General features: G+C 34.3%; 1 protein-coding gene. It reads right to left on the bottom strand.

Annotated features, from left to right (window positions below; genetic code table 11):
* A partial coding sequence (locus CAAU_RS05000) for a uracil-DNA glycosylase (protein ID WP_423219147.1) occupies nucleotides 1-239 on the bottom strand: 239 nt, incomplete at its 3' end.
* Nucleotides 240-315 lie beyond the last annotated feature (76 nt).

Raw genomic sequence — 315 nt, 5'->3', positions numbered from 1 at the left:
CTATTGTTTGGAGGTCTACACTTTACTATATTTGCAATATAAACTTCTTCTCTTTTAAGGCCAATTGCTTCTATCATTTTTGTTAAAAGCTGTCCTGCCTTTCCAACAAAGGGCCTTCCTGTTTTATCTTCGTCTTCTCCAGGTCCTTCACCAATAAACATTATCTTAGCATTAGGATTTCCCTCTCCAAATACAACCTTATGTCTTTTACTGCTTAACCTGCATTTTTGCACTGCAATACTATACTTTAAGTTGATTGAGTTTGTCCTCCATACGTATCACCTAATTTTGCTGTATTTATTTATATATCTGATT

Source organism: Caloramator australicus RC3, assembly GCF_000297115.1.
GTDB lineage: Bacteria > Bacillota > Clostridia > Clostridiales > Caloramatoraceae > Caloramator > Caloramator australicus.
Note: the sequence above shows the minus strand (reverse complement) of the source record. Positions and strands in the feature narration are given on the sequence as shown.